The organism is Cyclobacterium amurskyense (assembly GCF_001050135.1).
In the GTDB taxonomy this organism is placed as follows: domain Bacteria; phylum Bacteroidota; class Bacteroidia; order Cytophagales; family Cyclobacteriaceae; genus Cyclobacterium; species Cyclobacterium amurskyense.
In genome coordinates this window covers 5,174,511-5,193,991 of record NZ_CP012040.1, presented here as the reverse complement: position 1 = coordinate 5,193,991, position 19,481 = coordinate 5,174,511, and the positions used below count along the sequence as shown (strand labels likewise).

Below are 19,481 nucleotides of genomic sequence, written 5' to 3'. Positions count from 1 at the left end.
CAATGGGATTCTCCAAAAAGAAATGGGTGTTGTTACCCCTATCCATTTTGATTTTCTTGGGTATTGCCTATTGGTTGATAGGTGAAATCCAATACCGGAATAACGTAATGGATGTGGAAGAATATGAACCCATTTCTACGCTTAGAGTGCAAGAACACCTACTGACCAAAGCCAAATTCCCATTTATTGACGTTCACAATCATCAGATCACCATGCCCATTCAAAACCTGGACGATTTGGTAGAGGAAATGGATGAATTGAATATGGCGGTTATGGTCAATTTAAGTGGTTTTAGAGGGAAATACCTGGAATGGTCGCTGGACAATGTCAATGAAAAGTACAGCGATCGATTCACTCTTTTTATGAACATCGATTTTGAAAAAGTGGATGATGAAGCTTGGCCCAATGAAACCCTAGAGATGATGGAAAAGTCTGTGGAGTTGGGTGTAAAAGGCTTGAAAGTATATAAAAGTTTAGGCCTCACCGATACAGACAAGGCAGGGAATAGAATTAAAGTTGACGATCCACGCTTGGACCCTATCTGGGCCAAATGTGGGGAGTTGGGCATCCCCGTTTTAATACATACCGGTGAGCCTGCTGCTTTTTGGTTGCCCAAAGACAAAAACAATGAACGCTGGCTGGAACTCAAACAATATCCCAGTAGGTACAAAAACCCGGAAAAGAACCCTTCTTTTGAGGAAGTCATGGCCGAACAGCACAATGTCTTTAAGAAGCACCCCAATACTAAATTTATTTCTGCCCATCTGGGTTGGTTTGGCAATGACCTTGAGCGATTGGGAAATTTGCTCAATGAAATGCCCAATATGTATACGGAATTAGGAGCTGTTTTAGCCGAATTGGGCAGGCAACCTGTAACTGCGAGGGCTTGGTTGATTGATTACCAGGACAGGGTATTGATGGGGAAAGATAGTTACAAAAAAGAAGAGTATTACACCTATTTCAGGGTGCTGGAAACCAGTGATGAATATTTCGATTATTACCGAAAACGACATGCCCATTGGAAGATGTACGGCCTGGCCCTCCCCGATTCCGTCCTACAAAAAATCTATTACAAAAACGCCATTCAATTGATTCCAGGGATTGACGAGTCTTTGTTTGAATAGGTAGTCGATTAATATACCGTTGGAATCACGGATTTAATTTGATTACACGGATTGCACGGATCTTGGACCACGGTTTAATTCATATTTACGTTAAATAGATTGCCTGGATTTTTAATCGGTGTAATCTGAGTAATCTGTTCAATCTGTGGTTCAGCATTTATATACTTTTTCACGTCAGAATCACAGATTTTTAGGGGATTACACGGATTTTATTAATCAGTGAAATCCTTTAATCCGTTAAATCCGTGATTCAACGATCAATTACAATACCAGGCGTTTAAATGTGAGGCTTTTACTTCCGAAGTTAATAAGAAGGCCAACTTTCAATTTATAGGCTTTTAGATAGTTCAGCACTTGGGCTAAATGAACGTCTTCTAGTACTATTTTGGCTTTGAGTTCAACCAATACTTTTCCTTCCACTACAAAGTCGGCTCTTCGAGTACCAATTGGCCTTGGTAGGTCTTTGTAAAAGATGTCCTGCTCTATTTCCCGGGCAAATTCAAGATTAAGCTGTCTCATTTCCCACGCCAATGCCCGTTGATAAATAACCTCCTGAAAGCCATTTCCCAAAAACTTATGCACTTCAAATGAAGCGCCAATAATCTTTTCTGTGATGTCTTTATGTTTTAACTCCATATAAAAATCGGGAAATCTTTAAATCATCAAATATTAATATAATAAAAAATAGAAATACCTGAAAATAAACCCCTCTCAATCAAGAGCTATAATGTTTACTAAACCAATCTCAATGAAAAGAATTTCCATTTACAAATTCCAAAAATTTTGTTTTGTACTGGTCACAAACGGTGACGCGTTGGTCGTTGATTAGGATTTGACTGAGGTACCTCTTGTTCAGAAGCTGCCAACTTGTTTTCAGCAATGCTTATGTTTTCCTTGCTATACAAGGCTTGCAGGTAGGTTTCTAGTATGTTTAAGGCTATGTTGTTCTTTTCTATTTCTTCCTGGAAAATACTTTTCTCCATCAATAATTTATTTTGGGCAATCTGATTGTTAAGTTGATTGCCTTGAAACAAGGTGATGGAGCTATTGATGCCCATATTATCACTGTTGATTTGTTCAGTCACAAAATCACTGGTAATTGGATCAATGGCATTCCCGCTAGAAAAGATTTTTGAAGCAGTACCAAATAGATTGGACAGTTGAAATGATTTGGCCCTGTCATAATCTACGGAGGTTATCGTTTGGCCCGATTGCCTATACAAAAGGACTTGTTTTACCGATGGGGGATTTTGGTGTATTGCTGTCCATTCAATATTGGCATACAATCTGCTAAAAATTCCTGATGTTTAATCCTAATACGTTTTAATATTGATTGGAATTTGAATCTAAACTTTTTAGCAGCAATGTTGGCCATGGTAAACCCCATTGACCTTATACCGATTTGGTATTATATGACGGGTGATGCCACACCAAAAGTAAGAAGAAAAATTGCCCTAATGGTTTCAGGTACTTCCTTCTTTACCTTGCTTATATTTTGTAATTTTTGGAAAGTATATTTTGGTTTTTTTTAGTATCGATATAGAGGTTTTTAAGATTGCAGGCGGGTTTCTGTTGATGTTCACCGCATTGTCAATGATCAATGGATCTGCTACTAAACTAGAAGTGTTAAAAGAAGAGGCCTATACCAATTTTGGCTTGGCCAAGCTTAGGTTTGAAAAAGTAATGGTTCCGCTTGTCATCCCATTGTTGGCCGGGCCCGGTTCAATAACTACCGTGTTACTGTTAAGTTTTCGATCGTCCGGTTCGACTACCTATGCAGGTCTATCCGGTGTTTTGTTTTTCAGTTATTTTTTCCTTTTTATCGTCTTCAGTTTTTCCTATAAAGTTGAAAATAAGGTAGATGACATCGTTTTTTAGGATTTACTCGATTATTTGGTTTAATCGTTGCTGCAATTGCCGTTCAATTTAGATTGTAGGATTAGGATAGGTCTTCCCGAATTGGATGGAAGGTGGCTCTGCTGTCGAATTAAAAGGTAATTAAGTTGTTTTTGCCTTATTAAATATTTGCCCAATTCAATGAATAAAATGGTAGTAATTTGAGTTTTATTTGGGCGAAGAATAGTTATAAGAGTCCTCACCTTTCATCATAAATATCTCCCTGAAAGTTGCCAGTATCAAAAACAAAGGTACTTTCCGGAAGTCCCTGATTTATTTTGATGTTAGTATAAGCGTAGGTAGTAATAGTTTGCTTTCTGTTGACAAGGACAACTTTCTCCTGGATTTTTGAAGTTTCATTGATCCATAGCCTGACCTGATGATAATCCAGTACCGGATTGGAAAATTCAAGATAAATTTGGTTATAGCTTATTCCATTTACCGATTTTTTACCTTCATATATCGCCTTGGTTGCCGTTTCATACATTGGAGAAAAAATGAGGTCAAAATTAAAGCTTTCTTCCGGATCATAATTCATAATGGTAACTTCTGAATTTTCCTCACCGGGTAAATGTATCCACAAAGACTTACCATCACTGTATATTTCCTGGTCCTCCATAATTACCACAAATTTGCCTTTGGCATAATGAAATTTTCCATTTTTAGAGACCCGGGTTGGATTAGTCTTGATTTCAATGCTATAGGTAAAATCTGCAGAAAAATCACTTATTCGTTCCAATTTGGCTTTTGATTCTTCAATAATTTCAGTCACAGATTTCTCCTGTGTGAATCCAGGAAGCCAGACAATAAAGAGAAGCAAAAGGCCAAAGACATTTTTTTCCATGATTATATCGATTGCATTGTTGCTACAAGCTACATAATCTCAGCTTCATTTTAAAAAAATTGTTTCTATTTGGCTGATCAGCTTGGCTTAATTTATCAAAGAATAGTTAACAGATTTAAAATTTATTATTGTTAGATAATAATTTCTCTCCATTTGTCTGATTCAGCAAATTCTCTTATTGTCTCATTTCTCTTGATCAAAAGGTTTCTCATGTATTTTTTTAGAATAACAGCATTTACAAATCTCCCAATAATCCCATTGGTGATTTGAATTCAAATCGATCGATCATAAGCGTACCGTATTCAGTCGACTCAAAATAGTGATAATGTTTAAAACTCTTAAAGGAACCTTTAACCATCTCATCAATAAAATAAGAAGGCCTTTGAAATTCAGTGATTTTGGAAGTAAGTTTTTGACTTATACCAAAATGTGTTGCTTTTCAAGTTACATGTTCATCCAGTTTTATTAAACCAGTAGTAACACCATCAATCGCTTCTTCATTGGTATGTGCTGTGGATAACTTATGCAGTTCAATACTCCTTGACAAATCAAAACATCTTTCAATGGGAGCTTTGATCTTTGTTGATAGGACGATGACTGCCATAATTTTTTTCAGTATTTAAACAAATGAATTAAAATGAGTTTGTACTAATTTATCTTCTTCTTGTTAAAGCTTTAACCCGAAATAAGCAATAGACAATCTATTACGTGCTGAAATCGCTTTAAAATACCCAATCGTTGCTGTTTTCAATTTCACCATAGCGGTGCTATGCTAAAATATCCAAACCTGACCTGATTTTCTTGCGATTGCAACACTTCCCGTAAACACGGGACAGGCTTCACCCCTGACTATTGTCAGGACGGAGAAATCCTATAACATAATCCGGGTTAAACCTAAATTTTATGGCAGGTTTTAAAGCACCAAGCCTAATTTTCTATTAATGTTCTCTAGTTGTTAAGGTAACTACTTACGGCTGATGCTCTTGATGTGGCATGAGACATCAAAGTATTGACAGCACTTTGAAAGTCACCGCTGTTATTCAAAAAGGTGTAGCCATTTAATTCAGTTGTCGCATAAGGCTCTACCAATGTGGAATAGGTGCTGTATTTGGCCTGTACAGTACTTGTACTAAAAGGACCTGAAATCACTTCGGCAACGTAGGCATCGTATTTTGCCTTATAGACATCATCCGCATACAAGTAACCTATCAATGGCCAGCTAGAGGCATTTAATCCTGAGAAATTTAGTGGAAGACTACCTTGCTGATTACCTGTTTGTAGGGCTTCATTATGGTCCCATGGTATCCAAGTCAATTTATCCGTGTCCGAATTGTTGTATAAGAAATAATTGTGCGTCATTCTACCATAGGTATCCCAGTTTTGAATGATGGTATTTACAGCCAGGTATTTTAAAAATACATCCGTATCTAAAATTTCTTCAAGGCTTGCTCTCCAGGTTGCTGGATCACTTGTTCTTGATTCGTCATGCAAAATGGCTAGGAGGCTTGCTACATCAGAAAAATCCGCTTCATCCTCATTGTTTTTCTTCACATATTCATCCTCATCATAAGTTCCTGCTGCAAAACTTGCCGCATCACCATCTGGTTTGTATAGGTTTCCATTCTCATCAGAAAACTGAGTGTCCAATACGGTATCGTCTACTTCTTCAACTAAGGTGTACAGTCCAAAATAGACGGGTCCATCTCCATGATCTACATACACCGTATAAAAAGCAGTATGTGAAGCAGCCAAGCCAACATCTCTGAATATCTCAGTAGCCACTTTTTCCCTCAACATGGACTTGTCATTGTAATTGTTTTTGAGGCTTAGTTTTTTAAAGCCAAAAAATCTTTGGTTTTTAATCTGTGGGTAATCGTCCTCAAACTCATCAAAATCAAGTTTAAAAGACAACTTTAAAATGCCTGATTGCCAGCTACTTTGTAAGCTTGAATTTCCTTTAAAGCGGACACCTACCCTATACCACTCTTTATCCTCATAAAAGATCTCTGCTGGTACAAAAACAGGATCCTCTTCGGCAAAGCTACTACCTCCGCCTCCAAATCCACCACCAGGACCACCGCCGCCAGCACCACCACGGGAACCGAAAGTGCCATACAAATCAGTCATATCGTCTAGCATTGTCTGCCAACGATCTTCGGTGATTACAATATCCAACCTTTTTACAGCTTGATCTTCAAATACCTCATCAAAATTAGGATCTGCATCCTTACTGTGAGTTGCCTCTGTCCAATCAGTAGCCTCAAAATCCGTATCATCAAAGATTACCTGTTCCTCATCATCGTCCTCTTCGATTATATCTTCAACTTCATCCATACAGGATGCCATTGTGAAAATGAAAAATAATAGGTAAAGGTATTTGGAATACCGTATCAAAGAAAGTTTTTCTCGCTTAATCATAGTAGTATTAATTAACGTTATAGTTTTTGGAGGAAATAGAAAAAATGTCAATTGCCCGATGACCTATTTCTTTTTTCTAGTCCTATCTAATTATTGTCTTGGTCCCCTTTGTGGTCTGTTGCCACCTTTCTTTCTGTTCTCAATGTATTTCTCCAATTGATTTTCGGTTAAAGTGGCTTCCAATTCTTCTTCCATTTTTTTTCTGGTTTCCTGAGCCGAAGAACGATCCTTTAGGGCATCTGCATATTTTTCATGTATGACTTCCCATTCACTTACCTGCTCTTTGGATAGACTCAATTCTTTGGTGGCCATTTTGATCATTTCTTCTACGGAAGGTGGTTCTGGCCTTTGGCCTCTTTGCCCTTGAGCATAAGACAATGAGGTAAGGGCTACCATGGCGATCATTATTAGTATCTTTTTCATAAAAATGTTGTTTTCTTTTTCTCTTTAGACGCAGGGATTGCAGCGATCCCTCTTAGAGGGGGGATTTTTTTTAATTTGACTTCAATTTAATTATAAAACGAAATAGAAAAGAGGTGAATTATCCGGCATAACTATTTGAATATATATGGGTTATGATTTATGGAGACCAGGTTAAAAAGATTTTGCAAAAGACCAAAAAAAATTGTGGGACTTATAGGAAGGGGTATTTCAACGGGTATATTATTTTGTTCCAATAATATATAATTTTAAAAAAGTCATCAGGGTTACAAACTCCTAAGCGCAGCCAAATGAATAGGTATGATGGATAGGTAATCCTATGGATTCGACTTCGCACGGCCGCTGGGATTTTAGTTTAAAAAATTAATTCCTCCCGACAAAGGTCGGAAGGAATTATTAAGGGAAAGTCCTTCTATCCTAGGCTGGAATTGTAGAAAGACTGGGACAAAATCTCCCTATTCCCTCTTAAAAGAGAGATTTTGTACTTTTAGGACTGACGAATTCTATACGCAATACTGAACTTTAGCAATTAATTTCCTGCCTTTATATAGGCCCAACCTTGTTCTTGTTTTATAATGATTTCTGCAAGGCCAGATGGAACGGTAATGGCTCCGTCTACCAAGTCTTCTTTGCTTGCCTTGGCCCTGCGCATAGTGTTCTCACAAGCAGCAAATACCACACCCCTGCTTTGTAGTTTAGCTATGCCCTCTAAAACCTGGCTCTTTTCTTTCAAAACCATTGGCAGCGCACCACTGTGGCAAACCACCTCGATTTCAGCATTCGGCAAAGCTTTCAAGATATTGTTTAGCTGAGCTATGGCTTTATTTTGGTCAGCAACTTCTCCTTTGGTGACCTGAAAAACAACGTGATGAACTTTTTGATCTACCACTTGTGCCTTAACTAAAAATGAGCTACTCATCAAAAGTACAAACAGCGTTAGATGAATGAATTGTTTCATGATTTTCCTATTTGTTCAAATATAAGGTTTTTTTACATTTGAATTTATGCACTAACTTTCTTTTTGGGCTTTACGGCTTCTACCAAATCCTCGAAAATCATGTATAAACAAGGTACAATTACTAAAATAATTGCGGTAGCGAAAATGATACCAAAGCCTAAAGAAATGGCCATAGGAATTAATTGGAAAGCCTGACTGGATGTTTCTAGAATTATAGGTGTTAGGCCACCAAAGGTAGTCAGCGTTGTCAATACTATAGGGCGAAAACGCCTTACCCCTGCTTCGTGGATGGCTTCATAAGCCGATAAATCCCTCCTGTTTTTATTGGCATAGTCGATCATGATCAAAGAGTCATTTACAACCACACCAGACAAGGCAATTACTCCCATTAAACTTACTAAGGACAAATCATAGCCCAATAGAATATGTCCGATTACAGCTCCTACAATGCCAAAAGGAATGGCAAGCATGATTATAATGGGTTGCGAATAACTACCCAAAGCAATGGTCAAAAGACAAAAGATCAATAGCATGGCAATGATAAATCCAGACCACAAAGCATCCGTGGATTCCCGCATTTCCGCTTGACTTCCTTCATAAGTCCAGGCAATACCTGGAAAATCAGCACGCAATTGTGGCAATACTCGCTCATTTAAAGCCTTTAGCACTCGAGTTTGTGCTGCTGCAGGTTCCACATCCATGCCCACATTGACCACTCTTTTGCCATCTCTCCGGTTAATATTTGTAAAGGTTTCCCCTTCTTTAATGCGCACTACATCCAATAAGGGAATAGCAGTACCATCAGGTGCCTGAATAATAAAATCCTCCAGGTAATTAATGTCTTTTCGCTCCTCCAGGGGCAATTTCACCCTTACTTCAAATTCATTGATACCCCGAAGTTGCCGCATAGCCAAGGCACCAAAAAAGGCATCACGAATCTGTTGGCCTACAATATTGGGTGTAAGTCCAAGGTTTCGACCCTCGGGTAGCAATTCAAAGCCCAACTGAAGTTTGCCTTTGTTATAGTTGTCACTCACATCTCTTGTTTCTGTAAAGGTTTGCACCCGTTCCAAAAATGCCTGGCTTGCCCTCTCTAAAACGTTGATATCAGGGTGACTCAAATCTACACTTATATCTTGCCGGGCACCACCAGGACCTCTTTCCGCCTCAAAATTGATTTGGTCAACGCCCTTAATGTCTCCAATATTTTCGCGCCAAAGTGCGATAAGTTCTTTTGGACTCATGTCCCGCTGGTCTGGTGGTTTCATCACTATTTCCACGTCAATAAAATCCTTTCCCCGTACATTGGTTTTGACCCCGTAAGCCACTTCGTAGAGGTTATAAGTTTCAAACATTTTGTGGGTATTGTTAGTGATTTCTACGGCCACCTTTGCTGCCTGATCATTCGTAGTCCCTACAGGCAGTCTTACTGCGGCCTCAATCTCATCTGCAGCCACTTCAGGCATTAGCACCATGCCCATGTGATCACTGTAACCAAAACCTCCTACTAGAATCAATAGTGAAACGGCCCCAGAAAATGTGAGATAACGATTTCGCAGGCATAGGTCAAGAAAAGGCTTGTAATAGGTATTGATAAAACGGTTAAACCCAGATGCAATAGCTCCCTGCCATGTTTCTAACTTTTTTACCCAGGGATGCTTCTTTTCTTTGGGTGGCTTGGTTACATGAGAGGGTAAAATGAATAGGGCTTCGAATAAGGAAACAAAAAGTACTACTATTACTACAACAGGTAATGGCCACCAATATTTTCCTGTTTCTCCTGGTATGAAAAGTAGCGGCACAAATGCCATGATGGTGGTTAGCACACTTACAATAACGGGTTTTGAAACATCTTTGGCCCCTAATATAGCCGCATCCATATGCGAATAACCTTTTTGTCGGTACTCATAAATGTTTTCTCCCACAACAATGGCATCATCTACCACAATTCCCATAACAATCAAAAAGCCAAACATGGAAATCATGTTGACACTAATTCCTACGGCTGGAAGAAAAATCATAGCTCCTACAAAGGATATGGTCATGCCCATCATTACCCAAAAAGCCAAGCGATACTCCAAAAACAAACCTAGAATAACAAGTACTATTATTATAGCCATGAGCCCATTTTCAGTAAGCAAAGAGAGTCTTTCCCGAAAATCTTCTGCTCTATTGCTTTCGATTCGTACTTGTACGCCTGGAGGCAAACTAGGCCTAAACTCCTCTAGTATATCTTTTACGGTAGCCTCTATATCCAGAGGCGATTGATTACCAATCCGAAAGACTTCCAGGTCTACCGTATTTTGCTGTTCAAATTGACCGTTAAACCCCACTTCCTCAAAGCCATCTCGTATACTGGCAATATCTCCTAAAGTAACTGTAGAGCCGGATTCGGAAGATATGATATCTATGGTTGAAAATTCCTCAGCCACCAGTTTCCGCTCTTCCATTCTTAAGAGAATTTCCCCAGAAAGCGTCTCTATGGATCCAGCCGGAATGTCTCGACTTGAATTTTCAATCAAGTCAGCCACCTGCCCCAAGGTGAGGTTGTATTTTAACAGTGTATTTCTTGGGATCTCCACATGTGTTACAAAATCAGGCACATTGCCGATTTCAACTTGGGTGATCTGATCATCACTAAGAAGCCTTGTTCGCAATCTTTCGGCTAAAATCCTAAGCGTCCATACATCCACATTGCCATAAATCCCTACCTGCATCACGTCCATTTGTTGATTTTGAAGGACAATTTGAGGTCTTTCAATGTCATCGGGAAAAGTCTGAATTCTGCTTACCGCTTGATTAATATCCTGAAGTGCCTTCATGCGGTCTGTACCAGGTATTAGCCAGATTTCTACAGTTCCTGAACCCTCATCAGCCTGGGAAATAATTTCTTTAATGCCTTGAACTTCTCTGACCTTTTCTTCTACCGGCAAGACTATACCTTGTTCCACCTCCTCTGGGGCAGCTCCAGGGTATACCACAGATACTTCCACTATGTCCAGTTGAAACTGTGGGAAAACTTCTTTTTGGATGGAATACATGGTGTAAACTCCTCCAAACAGTAAGATTACCATCAGCAAATTGGTGATGATTGGTCTTCTGGCCATAAAGGCAATGGCGCCTGTTTCAGTTTCTAGGTTTTTAGGTTCCTGCATGGTTTTAACTATTTATCAGGGTCCAAACGAAGCGGTGAACCATCAACTACAGTGGCAAGATCTGTTGCCACCACTTGGTCGTTGGCAGACAAGCCCTCATTGATATAAGCAAAATCCTGATCCTCAAAGAGGATGTTGACATTACGTATGTTCAATTTACCTTCTTGAATGACCCAAACGGAATTCCCAGGTCGTATGTATTGACGTTCAAGTCGGGTGACATCTACTAATTCGCGGGCTTCAATTTGTACTTCTACAAAGGTTCCAATGATCAAGGGAGGTTTATCTGGATTGGGTGTTCTTCGCAATAATGGATCAGCAATGCGAATAATTACTCGGGCTAATCGAGTTTGATTGTCCAAGGCTCCAACCAATCTTGATACATGCCCTTCGCGAAACTGTCCTGGCTCCCAAGCCGCTGGATGTACAATTTTTACTGGGGAACCTGTTCCACCAACCTCTTCCCCTATAGACAACCAGTTTACTTTGGAAAGAGGTATATTGGCCATTACCCAATATTCATCAATCCCTACCAAACGCCCCAAGTCTGAGCCAGGAGTGATTTGAGATCCTAGATTTACATTTCGTGACAATATATGCGCATCAAAGGGTGCCCAAATTCCCGCTCGCTCTAAATTTAATTCCGCTTGGTTTACCGCAGCTTCAGCAGCTTCCACATTGGCTTTTGCAGCTAACAGTTGAGGTTTCCTAAGAACCAAGTTCTGATTTTTGGATGTCAACTCATCTCCAATTAATTCATAATCTTTTAGCGCAACATCCTGACGGCCCAGCTCAACTTCGTAATCCGATTGGGCCAAGGATAAATCACTTTTCCTCAATAGAAGAGTATTTTTATAATCAGCAGGATTGATTTGTAATAACAGCTCACCCTTTTTCACATAGGCACCAGGAAGGAACTGTTTAGCAATGCCTGTGATTTCTCCACCTACCTGATTGCTTAAGGAAATGTCGGTAGCTGGTTGAACAATGCCTGTTGCCACGATGGTAGGTGTAAAATCACCCTGCTCCGCTTGTACCACATCCACTAACATGGCAGTAGTTTTTGAGGCTCCTTCCATTTCAGCCTCTGGTGCTGTCCAGAAAAAGAGCATAGCGATTAGGACACTACCAATCAATAATCCCAGGCTTATAAATATGGTTTTTTTCTTAGTCATTTTGTCGGGATTGTGTTTTCATTCATGCTAAATTCCTCCTCGTTTTCAATGGGCGTTTGGAATCCCCCTGCAAGGGAGCGGTAAAGGGAAACCCTGTACAAAAGCAAGTTCAATTTTTCTGTGACCATTTCTCTTTTCAATTGCTGCATCTGATCCAATGTGACCAGCACATCAAGGTAGGCAATGGACCCATTGAGATATTCAACCCGCAGTTGTTGAAATGTCCGTTCGGCAAGGTTCAGTTGCTTTTCAAGGTTTTTGATAATTTCTTTTTGAAGACTTTCACGAACCATTGCATCTTCCACCTCCTGAAGGGCTTGTAAAATGGTTTGACCATACTCTTGAACCTGTTGTTCTCTAAAAGCTTCTGCTTGTTTCTTTTCGGCATTTAATCTTCCACCGTAAAAAAGTGGCATCAATAAGCTACCTGTTAAAGATGCTGCCTGAGATTCCACCAAGTTGGTAAGTGTATTGGATCTTAAGGCCCCGGTAAGGTTGAAAGAAAGTCTTGGATAAGTATTGCTAATCGCTACTGCAACCTCCCTGTCGGCAGCCTGCATGCGATTAAAACTGCTTTGAATGTCAGGGCGTCTATTGATCAATTCCATGGGTAAACCAGCGTCAGGAATGGAATTTAGACTTGGTAATTGGCTGTCTCTGTCTGGAGCAACTAAAAGCTTGCCTGGCGCGATGCCAAGCAATACGGCAAGCCTGTTTCTTAATGTTTTCACCTCCATTTGTACAGAAAGCGCTTCTTCTTTGGTGTTTTCAATCAGCTGTTCCTGACGAAGAATGTCAACACCTCTTACCTGCCCGCTCGCAAACCGCGCTCGGATCAGTGCCAACACTTGTTGGTTGTATTTTGTTTGTTCTTGAATCAATTTCAGTTGTTCTTGAAAAGCTTTAATGGAAAACCAAGTCAACGAAACTTCTCCAGCTATGGTAATGGCAAGGGTTTGGTAATCTAGGTAACTTGCCATTAAACGATTTTCTGCTGCTAGCTTACTTTGCTTTACTCTTCCCCAAAGATCTACCTCGTAACTTGTTCGCAAAGACAATTGAGTGTTTTCTCCCCCTACAAAATCAGGAGCAGGTCTACTTGCGCCTCCCTGTAGTTCTAAAAACACTTGAGGAACTCTCTGAGAGGAAATTATGGCAACATTACTGGCTTCTTGTGCGACCTGAAACCAAGAGCTTTTCAATTCTAGATTGTGAGCTATAGCAGTATCTATCAATGCATTTAATTGGTTATCCTTAAAAGCAGCCCACCAGTCGGTTTCAAGTTCAGAAGCTCCTGTTGGAAGAGAAAAACTTTCCGGGAGCTCCACAGGAACATCTCTTGTAGTGACTTTATTTCCACATGACAAGGTTAGCCAAAATATCCCAATGCAGCACATGATAAAGGGATAGGAAGACTTTCTGAAGGCACCTGAAGTACTAATAAAAGGAAAGTTTAATGATTGATTACAATTCAAAAGGTATTGGGTTTTTTTTGAAGATAACAAAAAACAGTTGGTATGCAAAGGCAACTATTTCTTTTAACTATATAACTATTTACAATTAAAAATGTTTTATGGCCAATAGTTAACCTAAATGTCCTATTATTGGATCTAAAATGCTTTTCACTTCTTTATTGTGAACTCATCTTTACAAACCAGGTTAACAAAAAAATAGTATAAAACCACTTCCCTTAAAAATGAAAATACTTTACCCCTGGCTACAGTCAGTACGGAGAAATCCTATAATATTATTCGGGATTTAAACATTTTTGGAAAAACACAGGTCATTAACTTCAATGCAAGCCAGTACACAAAGTATTTAATTCTTCTGCAAGTTTTCAATAAAAATTCCGCATTGCTGGTTTGATGCACAAGCCAAATCTCAGCATGGAGGTATATTGATTATAATCATAAAGGTTTTCTCCATAGCCATTGTACCATTGCAGGAAAAGGTATTGGTTGGCTGAGGGAACAGGTTTGTAGTTTAACTCTACAATGGTGTTGACGGCATTGAATTTTTTGGTTGGATTGAGCACCAGGCTTGCCCAAAAATTATCATTGTAACTGCGGTAATTGAGTGCCAATAATCCATACCCCCTATATCGAAAAAGATCTTTGTTTTCATCTCCCAAAACTCCAGCCCATATTTTTCCTTGAAGAGAAATACTAGGATTGTAAAAATACACTCCTGAAAGCGTAATGAAATTCCAACTTCTGGAATATATGGAATCCAGCCCATTTGATTCATGTTCAAAAGAAAGCGCAACACCTCCCCTTAACTCTTTATTACTTAATACAGGCCTGATCAAGGTTATACCTGGATTGTAATTGTTATCAGCGAAAGGAGAAGAATTTTCATAAATATCCCAAAATGATTTCTGGGTATACGTGAGCAACAAGGAAGTTCGGAAGGGCAATCTGGACTTGGTCAGTCGCTGACTAATACTAATCTGGTATTTGGCATCCGCTGTTTGCTTGTTGATTTCCTTATTTGTTGGCACCCCTGTAATAAAATAATTGTCCCTGAACATCCCAAAGCTAGGTTGAGCATCATAAAGGTCTAAAAACTCCTCTTCTGATATTTTAAGGTAATTAATCCTCCTGAAATCATAACTACTGGTATCAATTTGTTCTTCCCACATGGATTGTAGTTCCCTGATTTGGGCGTTGGTGGTCAGGGAAAATGAGAATAGAAAAAATAGAAGGACGAACCCATTTTTGGTTGACTTCCTACAGTTTATGAATTCAATCAAATTAAATATAGGTTTGGTGAAAAATGGATTTTAAATGCTTGCCCATTAATTGCTTAGTAGCCTTTTACCAAACTTAAGCAAAACCTGTGGTATGAAAATCAAATAATAAGGATTTTAGAGATTTTGCTTAAATACTTCACATTTTTAATTGAATGTTTAGAGATTATCACCTTGATTGAGGGTGCAAACTTTCGGAAATAAGTAAGAAGCAATACCATTATTAAAAATCTGACCTTTAAACCCGAAAAATGCATTAGACATTCTATTACATGCTGAAATCGCTTTAAAATCAGCCCTTCGTTGCTGTTTTCAATTTCACCATAACGGTGTTATGCTAAAATCTCCAAACAGTCTGATTGTCTTGCGATTGCAACACCCCGTAAACACGGGACGGGCTTCACCCCTGACATTGTCAGGGCGGAGAAATCCTAATACATAATCCGGGTTAAAGCTTAAAGAATGCTTATAATCATTTATCATTCAAAAAAAAAAGCCTTGCCAATAATAAAGGCAAGGCTAATGATTGTATTTATAGTTTAATTCTTAATTATTCCAAGGCTTTGCATTTTTAGCCTTTGGGCCTGTAGTTCTAGGTTTATTTGAAACCAGTTCTATCTGTTGAAAATTTTGTTTCTCGCCTTTCCAAGCCTTTTCATTTTTTGCGCTTGGTCCTTGAAGCTTATCCGAAGTATCCACAGTATACACTTTTTTAGGTGTGGTATTATCGGATTTTTGCCAAGGCTTGTAATTTTTTGCAGCAGGACCCTTTAGGTCATTTCTATCCTGAGCAAAACTAAACGTAGCAATTGTCATAAATGCGAAGGCTAACAGTATACTTTTCATTTGGATTTTGTTTTTCGTTAATTTCTAATGTCTAGTAAAATTAACGCCAAACAAGGGTCATAGATACTCTAAGAAATTTGGTAAATTGTAGTAATGCTAAATACTGAGATAAAACATCCGTATTAATACGTATATTTTATAATAACTTTAGTTGAGAGGCCTTATTGATCAGTTCAGGAGTATTTTTAACTTCAAGCTTTTTCATCATATTGTTCCGATGGGTCTCGACGGTACGGGTACTTATGAAGAGGTTTTGGGCGATTTCTTTGGTTGTATGTCCCTCTGCGATCAGTTTTAGAATTTCCATTTCTTTGGGAGACAGTTTCTTGGGGCTGACCCCTTCAAGAGACATGATATTGATCATTTTTTGAGAAATCTCTTGATTAAAGTATTTGTTACCATTAAGCACAGTATCAATTGCTTTTAGCAATTCTTCCTCATCAGCATTTTTAAGCAAATAGCCATAAGCACCTGCTCTTATTGACTGCATAATATAGTTCCCATCATCATGCATAGATATAGCAATGGCCTTGATATTGGGATACTTTTTTTTAAGCTTAATAAGCACCTCAAAACCATTCATTTCAGGCATAGTAAGGTCTAGAAGTACGATTTCGGGGAGGTTTCCAGATTTTAGTTTATCAAAAAAATCCTTTCCATTTTCTGAACTGATTAAAATTTCAAAATCATCATTTTTTGACAAAAGAGAGTGGATTCCATCTCTGAATAACTGATGATCGTCAACAATGGCAATTTTAATTTTATTCATCCTTTATAGGTATTTCTACTTCCACTTCTGTACCGTCCTCATCAGATTTGATATGTAGGTACCCGTTAAAAATTTCTATTCGTTCCCTAATATTCCTCAACCCAGACCCATATTTAACACTATCTTGATCAAATCCCTTACCATTGTCAAGATAATAAAAGGAAAGCTTGTCACTAAATTCTGTTAAAGATATTGTGATTTTATTTGCCCCGGAATGTTTAAGGGAATTATTGATCAATTCCTGGCAAACCCTAAAAATACAAATGTCAAGGTCAATGTTCCATTTTCCAGTGTTTCCCTTGGTCGCATCTTCATAAACTATTTCTATTCCACTAGATTTTTTAATTACATCAATAAAGCTTGCCAATGCCTTGCCAACCCCAAAGTCAACCAAAACCGTGGGCATTAAATTATAAGTCATTCTTCGAATTTCATCAATGGTACCATCTACCACCAAATTGATTTTCTTTTTGTCACTTAAAGGTAAATCTGAGGTTTGAACCATTAATTTTAAGCTGGTTAGCAAAGGACCAAGTCCATCATGCAAATCCTTGGACAATCGCTTGCGTTCATTTTCTTGTCCTTCAATCAAGGATTTTTTGGCCATCAAACGACTTAGGTTTTCAGCATTTTCATATTCCTTTAATTTTTCTTGCATGAGCATCAATGATTTCCCCAATAAATCCCCTTCACCAGACAATTCATATTTTGCCTTCATGTTCATATTGCCTATCTCTGAGGAGAATTGAATGGCCTCACGAATTGATTTTTGTAGTTTTTCTAAGGCCACAAACATTTCATTGATCTCTTTGGTCGGATAGGTATTGACAATTTTAAAATCATAATTCCCTCTTGTCATATTATTGAGGAAGAACCTCATTTTCAGAAGGGGCTTTGTCAATACAACTGTAATAAAAAAGGAAAATGTAAGCGCAAAAAGCAGCACTAAAATAGAGATTAAGATAAGCTTGTTTCTCATCTTTAGAAGTGGTGTGGTCACTTCTTCCACATCCATTTCAGATAATATGGCCCAATCAAAATATGGAATATCCAATTTATGATAAGAACTATACACAGGTATACCACGGTAGTCATTAAAGACACCAAACCCATCTACACCTGCAAGTGCTTGCTCCGCTCCTATTGTTTTGGCCAGAATTTGACCCGGAGCTATATCTGGAAAAAACCTTGAAACAGACCTCAATCGATAATCAGGGCCAACTAAATAGGTTTCACCACTTTCACCCATCCCGGTTCGCTCCATTAATATTTCCTGAATGGCATCCGTCTTTAAAAACTCAATTTTCCGGATTTCATTTTTTACTTTCTTTACCATTGCGATCAGTACATTGCCATCTGTAGAACAAGAGCTTAGGTCTGTTAATACTTGTTCATTTGGGAGCGAATTAAGCTTATTCTTCAAGCATTCAATGTCCACCTTGTCCGAATATTGAGTATAGGGATCTATAATCTCATCCTCTATTATTGCATGGTTTTCACTAAGAAAAGTACCTACTTCGGTTTTTAAGAAGGCTTCCAACTGAATTCTTTTTAGTCTTTTAATAGAAGTCAGCTGTAAAATAACTCTTTCATCAAGCGCATTCTTAAATTCTTTGTAAGAAAAAATAGAAAGGATCACCACTACCAGTATTACCAGAGAATTGATTAACAAGATTATCCATGACCTTATACTTTTCATTGTACGCTGCTTGTTTCTTTTACTCCCTATTGGCATTGTAAACTTTGAAACTTAAAATCTGAGGCTCTTCAACAGAAGCATTGACCTTTAGTCTTAAAGCTGTAAATTCCTGCTTATCAAATTGATGTATAAACTTGTGTCCTATTACACTACCTTGAAAAATCTTTTCCCATTTACCTCCTGTTTTCCCCTCTACCGTAAATGCCCTAACCCGTTCCCCAAAGGTAATGTCTTCCATTAAAACAAGTTGATTAACGGTTTGTTTTGATGGTAAATTTAATTTAAAAATTTTACCCGTTCCGGAGGTTTCAGCGATAGGATTAGAAAACCTTTTCTTGATTTCATCTCCCCATTCCTTTAACCTTTTCACGTCAGGTTCGGGTAGCAAGCCATCAGGGTTTGGGGTTAATCCTATAATCAAAGTGGAATTCCTTCCAACGGATTTAAAATACATGTTCATTAGCTCAGCCAATGGGTAAATATGGCCTTCATCCCCTGGTTCCCAAAACCACTCATGCCTTCCATTATAACCCCTCAGTGGTGCATCACTCATTGCAGGGATATAATAATCTCCATCAGGATAACCATGTTTCAGCGGTTTGAAGTTGTCTTTATCGCCTCTATTGTTAAACCAGGAGGGGGTTATGTAAGTACCCCAGCATGGATAAGGCACTGTTCCGGTTTCACTTCCTCCCCAGCGAATATCCGCTCTTTGTAGGTTATGATAAAAAAGCCCATTGGGTTGATATTTTTCAAAAATGGACAGTACGTCCGGACCACCTTGTTCAGGTCCATGGGCACCGCCATCAAACCATACTATGGCCAGTTCCCCATACCTGGACATCAATTCTTCGACCATGCTTTCACAAATTCGATTGTAATGAGCTTGTCTTTTTTCGGCAAATTCATTGTCTCCATTTACCTTGAAGTCGTGAACACCATAAAAGGAATTCCAACGAATCCCTATATAAATCCCAGGTTGTACACCATACTTCCTACATGATGCTACAAAGTCCCTAACAATGTCTCCCTTTCCATCTTGCCATTTAACAGCCTTTAGAGAATAAGGGTTAACATCACTTTGGTACAAGGCAAAACCTGTTTCATGGGTGGCTGTTAGAATGGCAATTTTACAGCCCGCATCTTTGGCTGCTTTTATCCACTGGTTCGTATCAAGTTTTTCGGGATTGAAAATATTGTAATCTGCAATAGGTGTAATTCTATTCTTTGCCTGATTGTATTTAATTCCGTCAAAAACATGCAAGTCATAATGAAATACAGCTACTTGTTCCGCATTTTGCCAGGTCAATTGTGCTTCTGTGGGCAATGGAATTTGTGCAAAAAGTGAATTCGATAATAAAATTAATAATAGGGCAATTACATGAAATGGATTTGATTTGAGCATCT

The 19,481-nt window shown here is 38.6% G+C and carries 18 protein-coding genes; 3 read left to right on the top strand and 15 right to left on the bottom strand.

Going from position 1 to position 19,481, the window contains the following annotated elements:
* Window positions 1-2: 2 nt before the first annotated feature.
* Window positions 3-1,124 carry an amidohydrolase family protein gene (locus CA2015_RS20725; protein ID WP_048643627.1) on the top strand — a complete coding sequence of 374 codons (1,122 nt, stop codon included), beginning with the start codon at window positions 3-5 and terminating at the stop codon, window positions 1,122-1,124.
* Between the two features lie 261 nt (window positions 1,125-1,385).
* Here CA2015_RS20725 and CA2015_RS20720 read toward each other — a convergent pair whose 3' ends face one another.
* Together CA2015_RS20720 and CA2015_RS20715 are read right to left on the bottom strand one after the other, a co-directional pair.
* A complete protein-coding gene (locus CA2015_RS20720) occupies window positions 1,386-1,760 on the bottom strand; it encodes a GxxExxY protein (RefSeq protein ID WP_048643626.1) in 375 nt (124 codons plus the stop codon).
* A gap of 161 nt (window positions 1,761-1,921) precedes the next feature.
* Window positions 1,922-2,347 (bottom strand): TolC family protein, encoded by a 426-nt coding sequence (locus tag CA2015_RS20715; protein ID WP_240477863.1) that lies wholly within the window; start codon window positions 2,345-2,347, stop codon window positions 1,922-1,924.
* A 117-nt stretch (window positions 2,348-2,464) separates the two neighbouring features.
* On the opposite strand from CA2015_RS20715, the gene CA2015_RS24915 reads away from it, so the two are divergent.
* Both CA2015_RS24915 and CA2015_RS20710 read left to right on the top strand, forming a co-directional pair.
* Window positions 2,465-2,656, top strand: a complete 192-nt coding sequence (locus CA2015_RS24915) for a MarC family protein (protein WP_157470560.1) — start codon at window positions 2,465-2,467, stop codon at window positions 2,654-2,656.
* Window positions 2,643-3,002, top strand: a complete 360-nt coding sequence (locus tag CA2015_RS20710) for a MarC family protein (protein WP_048643624.1) — start codon at window positions 2,643-2,645, stop codon at window positions 3,000-3,002. The genes CA2015_RS24915 and CA2015_RS20710 overlap by 14 nt, the downstream gene beginning before the upstream one ends.
* A 217-nt stretch (window positions 3,003-3,219) precedes the next feature.
* On the opposite strand, the gene CA2015_RS20705 is transcribed toward CA2015_RS20710, so the two are convergent.
* The 13 genes from CA2015_RS20705 to CA2015_RS20645 form a co-directional block, all read right to left on the bottom strand.
* The gene (locus CA2015_RS20705; RefSeq protein ID WP_048643623.1) at window positions 3,220-3,864 is read right to left on the bottom strand and encodes a LolA family protein; all 645 of its coding nucleotides are present in this window, start codon (window positions 3,862-3,864) and stop codon (window positions 3,220-3,222) included.
* 439 nt (window positions 3,865-4,303) lie between these two features.
* Window positions 4,304-4,468 carry an SRPBCC family protein gene (locus CA2015_RS25245; protein WP_240477862.1) on the bottom strand — a complete coding sequence of 55 codons (165 nt, stop codon included), beginning with the start codon at window positions 4,466-4,468 and terminating at the stop codon, window positions 4,304-4,306.
* Between the two features lie 344 nt (window positions 4,469-4,812).
* Window positions 4,813-6,282, bottom strand: a complete 1,470-nt coding sequence (locus tag CA2015_RS20695; RefSeq protein ID WP_048643622.1) for a CotH kinase family protein — start codon at window positions 6,280-6,282, stop codon at window positions 4,813-4,815.
* Between the two features lie 90 nt (window positions 6,283-6,372).
* Window positions 6,373-6,705 (bottom strand): hypothetical protein, encoded by a 333-nt coding sequence (locus tag CA2015_RS20690; RefSeq protein ID WP_157470559.1) that lies wholly within the window; start codon window positions 6,703-6,705, stop codon window positions 6,373-6,375.
* 547 nt (window positions 6,706-7,252) lie between these two features.
* Window positions 7,253-7,681: a DsrE family protein gene (locus CA2015_RS20685; protein ID WP_053086723.1), complete on the bottom strand. Its 429-nt coding sequence runs from the start codon at window positions 7,679-7,681 to the stop codon at window positions 7,253-7,255.
* A gap of 44 nt (window positions 7,682-7,725) precedes the next feature.
* Complete coding sequence (locus CA2015_RS20680; RefSeq protein ID WP_048643620.1) at window positions 7,726-10,836, bottom strand: efflux RND transporter permease subunit; 3,111 nt, start codon at window positions 10,834-10,836, stop codon at window positions 7,726-7,728.
* 8 nt (window positions 10,837-10,844) lie between these two features.
* Window positions 10,845-12,011 (bottom strand): efflux RND transporter periplasmic adaptor subunit, encoded by a 1,167-nt coding sequence (locus CA2015_RS20675; protein WP_048643619.1) that lies wholly within the window; start codon window positions 12,009-12,011, stop codon window positions 10,845-10,847.
* Window positions 12,008-13,486, bottom strand: a complete 1,479-nt coding sequence (locus CA2015_RS20670) for a TolC family protein (protein ID WP_157470558.1) — start codon at window positions 13,484-13,486, stop codon at window positions 12,008-12,010. Before CA2015_RS20670 ends, CA2015_RS20675 begins: the two co-directional genes overlap by 4 nt.
* A gap of 362 nt (window positions 13,487-13,848) precedes the next feature.
* The gene (locus CA2015_RS20665; RefSeq protein ID WP_240477861.1) at window positions 13,849-14,763 is read right to left on the bottom strand and encodes a phospholipase A; all 915 of its coding nucleotides are present in this window, start codon (window positions 14,761-14,763) and stop codon (window positions 13,849-13,851) included.
* A 543-nt stretch (window positions 14,764-15,306) separates the two neighbouring features.
* Window positions 15,307-15,606 (bottom strand): hypothetical protein, encoded by a 300-nt coding sequence (locus CA2015_RS20660; protein WP_048643617.1) that lies wholly within the window; start codon window positions 15,604-15,606, stop codon window positions 15,307-15,309.
* A gap of 136 nt (window positions 15,607-15,742) precedes the next feature.
* On the bottom strand, window positions 15,743-16,375 hold the full coding sequence (locus CA2015_RS20655; RefSeq protein ID WP_048643616.1) for a response regulator: 633 nt from the start codon (window positions 16,373-16,375) through the stop codon (window positions 15,743-15,745).
* Complete coding sequence (locus CA2015_RS20650) at window positions 16,368-18,074, bottom strand: sensor histidine kinase (RefSeq protein ID WP_169786501.1); 1,707 nt, start codon at window positions 18,072-18,074, stop codon at window positions 16,368-16,370. The genes CA2015_RS20655 and CA2015_RS20650 overlap by 8 nt, the downstream gene beginning before the upstream one ends.
* A 19-nt stretch (window positions 18,075-18,093) precedes the next feature.
* Window positions 18,094-19,479 carry an alpha-L-fucosidase gene (locus CA2015_RS20645; protein WP_048643614.1) on the bottom strand — a complete coding sequence of 462 codons (1,386 nt, stop codon included), beginning with the start codon at window positions 19,477-19,479 and terminating at the stop codon, window positions 18,094-18,096.
* Window positions 19,480-19,481 lie beyond the last annotated feature (2 nt).